This window comes from Nitratidesulfovibrio oxamicus (assembly GCF_015731765.1).
Taxonomy (GTDB): Bacteria; Desulfobacterota; Desulfovibrionia; order Desulfovibrionales; family Desulfovibrionaceae; genus Cupidesulfovibrio; species Cupidesulfovibrio oxamicus.
The window spans coordinates 1-3753 of sequence record NZ_VRYY01000252.1; the positions used below are offsets into that span (position 1 = coordinate 1).

At 69.2% G+C, this 3753-nt stretch carries 4 protein-coding genes; all 4 read right to left on the minus strand.

Annotation, left to right across the window (positions count from 1 at the left end):
* Positions 1-212 precede the first annotated feature (212 nt).
* Positions 213-1358: a FapA family protein gene (locus FVW20_RS09600; protein ID WP_167124958.1), complete on the minus strand. Its 1146-nt coding sequence runs from the start codon at positions 1356-1358 to the stop codon at positions 213-215.
* Between the two features lie 119 nt (positions 1359-1477).
* Positions 1478-1822: an STAS domain-containing protein gene (locus FVW20_RS09605; protein WP_167124960.1), complete on the minus strand. Its 345-nt coding sequence runs from the start codon at positions 1820-1822 to the stop codon at positions 1478-1480.
* Positions 1771-2268, minus strand: a complete 498-nt coding sequence (locus tag FVW20_RS09610; protein WP_196609249.1) for an ATP-binding protein — start codon at positions 2266-2268, stop codon at positions 1771-1773. Before FVW20_RS09610 ends, FVW20_RS09605 begins: the two co-directional genes overlap by 52 nt.
* Before the next feature lie 13 nt (positions 2269-2281).
* Positions 2282-3753, minus strand: a 1472-nt coding sequence (locus FVW20_RS09615) for a fused response regulator/phosphatase (protein WP_196609250.1), incomplete at its 5' end; no start/stop codon positions are given.

A 3753-nucleotide genomic window follows, 5' to 3' on the forward strand; every position in this document is an offset into this window, starting at 1 on the left:
GGTCACTTCGATGTCGGTGACGGACGTATCGCCGGCACCCGTGCCCTGCGGGCGGGGCGAGGGCAGCACGCGGGCCGCCAGCCCGGGGCGGGGGGCTGTATGGCGCGGGGTATCGTCAACTGGCGGCATGGTCCGTGAAATGCCTTTGCTCGGGGCAGCGCCCGGTTGCGGTTGGAGGGGATACGGCGCGCCAGTGCGGTTCCTGCGGTCCGTCAGCGGTGGGCGGCGCCGTGCCCGGGGGGCAGGGCGGGCGATTCCACCGCCAGTTCGCCGTCACGCAAAATGATGCGCACGTCGCGCAATTCCTCGCGCACTTCCATCCATGATTCCTCGATGGAAATCTCCACGCCGGGCATGATGCGCCCCGGCACCACCAGACGGCAGCGTTCGGCTATGGGGCCGCCGCGCTTCAGGTCTTGCCACAGCGCGGCGCGCTGGCGCAGCAGGCGGTCCATCTTCTTCAGCGCGGCCTCCAGGCGGCGCACCGGCTCTTCCTTGCCCGCCGGTGTATCGGCGGCCACGGCCTCGTAATGGATGATGCGCTGGCGCAGATCGCGGATGTTTTCCTCCAGCCGGGTGATCTTGCGGAACTTGAACGGGTCGTACCCCAGGTTGACCTTGGTGGGGGTGCCCTGGGCCCCGCCCAACTGGTTTTCGATGTACACCACGCCCGCGCCGTGCACGGTGCCCCCCTGCACGCGGTCCTTCACGACCAGGTTCGCCCCGGCGTAGATACGGCAGTGCAGGGCAAAGCGTTCGATGTACATGTTGCCGTGCGAGCGCAGTTCCGCATTTTCGGCAAAGGGCACCCGCAGGGTGTCGCCCGCATCCAGCAGGCAGCTCTTGCCGCCCTTGATGCCGCTTTCGCAGGCAATGGCCCCGCGTGCACGCACCACCGCACCTTCCACCACGCCCTTGACCAGAATATTGTCGGCCTGGATTTCGAAGCCGGGCTTCACGTCGGCATGGATGGCCATGTCGCCCACGAAAAAGATGTTGCCGGTGTGAAAGTCCACGTCGCGGCGCACGTTGAGCATCTTCTTCACCGTGATCAGCCCGTCGTGGTAGAAGACGTACCCGTTGGCGTCGGCCACCACCCGGTTGGGCGAATCGGGATCCAGTTCGCAGTTGGGGCCGCAGGGCAGTTCGGCGGGCGGTGTGTCGTACACGTGGCGCGGGTCCAGCGGGCCTTCGCCTGCTTCCTCCAGCGGCACCAGTTCCGCCAGCACCTGTCCCTTCACCACGTTCTGGACGTAGCCGAGATTGTAGCGGTCGATGTTGCCGGCATCGTCCGCCTTTGGCTTCAGGTGCATGTAGTCGAAGTCGGGCTCGAAATGGTGGCGCAGGTAATATGGCATGTGGCGCTCTCCGTGGGCTGTGCCTGCGGCGCCGCGTGGCGCGCCGCGTACCCGGACTGCGGGCGGGGGAAGACCGTGTTCTGCCGTGACCGATCTGCACATGCTCCGTGCTTGCGGGATTAATCCGGCAGCAGGGCCAGCAGATCTTCCTCGTCATCAAGGATGGGGAAGAACCCGGTGAGTTGCGCGGTTTCCATGGTGTGCACCGCTTCGGCGGTGGGCCGGTACAGCAGCAGGCGGCGGCCCATGGACCGGGCCTTGGTGCTGGCGGCCACCAGCGTGCCCAGCCCGGAGCTGTCCATGAACGACACGGCGCCAAGGTCCAGCACCACGTCGGACACGCCCTTGCGGGCGAACAGCCGTTCCAGTTCGTTGCGGACCTCCGTGGCGTTGGCCAGGGTCAGTTCGCCGGTCAGCGCCGCGACAAGGATGTTTCCGTGATCGTCAAGTTCGAGGTGCGCCATTGTTCCTCCGGGATGGCCAATTGCAGGTGCAGGGTGTTGCCGTCCGGACCGGCATCACCCGTCACGGCATCGCACAGGCAGGCGATGATGCGCAAGCCCCGTCCGGACGTGGCTTCGGGGGGTACCCCCGGCATGTCGGATGTGCGGGCAGCGCCAGACACGCCGGGCGGGGGCAGCGGGCAGACTGGGCAGCCGCGCCCCCAGTCGGTGACGGCCAGTTCCATGCCCACGCGCGGGGTCACCGTCAGGCGCACCCGCACCGGGCCGGGCTGTCCTTCCGGGTAGGCGTGGCGCACCACGTTGGCGCATGCCTCCGCCGTGACCAGTTCCAGGGGATGCACCAGTGTGGGCGCGGACAGGTAGGCGGCCATGGTCGCGGCAATGCCGCGCACGAAGGGGCGATAGGTTTCGCGCTGGGCGGTGGTGGAAAATTCGTAGCTGTGCATGGTGCGCATCCGTTCAATCGGCCCCGACGGGTTCGTCCGGCCTGGCCTGTTCGTTCGGCCTGACCGGTTGGCCCGCTAAGGGGGCGTCGCGGCGTATCCACAGGGCGGTCACGTCGTCACGGAAGGGCGGCATGCCGCCCGCCGCATGGCGCAGGGCCGATTCCATGGCGGTCAGCACCTCGCTGCCCGCGCGCAGGCATGGTTCGGTCAGTTCCAGAAATCGTTCCGGGCCAAGGTGCGCGCCGCCGGGGACCGCCCAGTCGTGCAGGCCGTCGGTGAACAGCAGTAACTGGCAGCCGGACGGAAAGGCGCGCACTTCCGCCGCGAAATCGGCGTTGAAGAATCCCAGCAGCGGGGCGTTGGACGGCAGGCGGGTGACCTGCCCGCCGCCGTCGCGCAGCAGGGCGGGGCAATGCCCGGCGTTGACGTATTCCAGCGTGCCCGCGGCAAAGTCGATGTCGCCCGCGAACAGGGTGACGAAGTCCGGCTCGCCGCCGATGATGTCCACCAGGTGCCGGTTGATGCGCCGTACGGTCTCCGTCAGCGGCAGGGGGGGCATGCCGTCGGCGTGGCGGGCGGCTGCGCCGTCGTTCTGGGCGCGCACCAGGGTGCGCACGATGCTCATGAGAAAGGCGGCGCGGGCTCCGTGGCCGGACACGTCGGCAATGACCACCCGCAGCACCGGGTCGTCGGCGTCAGATCGGGCAGGTCGCACAGGCACGAGGGGGTGTGTCGGCGGATCTGGCTGGCCCGGCAGGGCGGGCGAAGCAGCCTGTGCCGGTGGCGCGGATGGCGCGGCATCGGCGGGGACGCGCGGGGGCAGCAGGAAGTAGTCGAAATAGTCGCCGCTGGCATCGCCGGAAGGGCGGTACAGGCTTTCCACGTGCAGGCCGGGCAGATACGGCGAGGACGAAGGCAGCAGGCGCATCTGCAATTCGGCCACGCGGGCCATTTCTCGGGTCAGCCTGTCGGAATAGGCGCGCAGGCGGCGGGCCATGCGGGCCTGCCGGGCGCCCACGGACACGCGGGCGTCCAGTTCCAGCGGCTCCAGCGGCAGGCGCAGGGCGTCGTTTGCGCCCATGGCCAGCGCATCGGCTCGCAGGCCGTGGTCGTCCGGCTCGGTGAGCACGATGAGGAACACGTCCTCGTCGCCGCGCACGGCGCGGATGGCTCGCACAAGGTCGAGCGCGGGACGGTGACCGTCCGTATGCGCGTCATGTGCGGAAGCGGACGCCGAAGCGGGTGCGGACGGGGGCGGTGCGGGGTCGTAGGGCGGCGGCGGGGGCGCGGCAAGACGCGGGGGGGTATGCGCCGCATCGGGCCGGGCCGGATATGTCTGGGCGGGATATGTCTGGGCCGGATATGTTTGGGCGGGATATGTTTGGGCGGGGTCGGGCAGGCCCGCGTCGATGATCACCACATGGGGGCGGCGCGCGGCGTGCATGGCCAGCGCCTCGGCCAGGGTGGCGGCGCGCAGCACGGTGC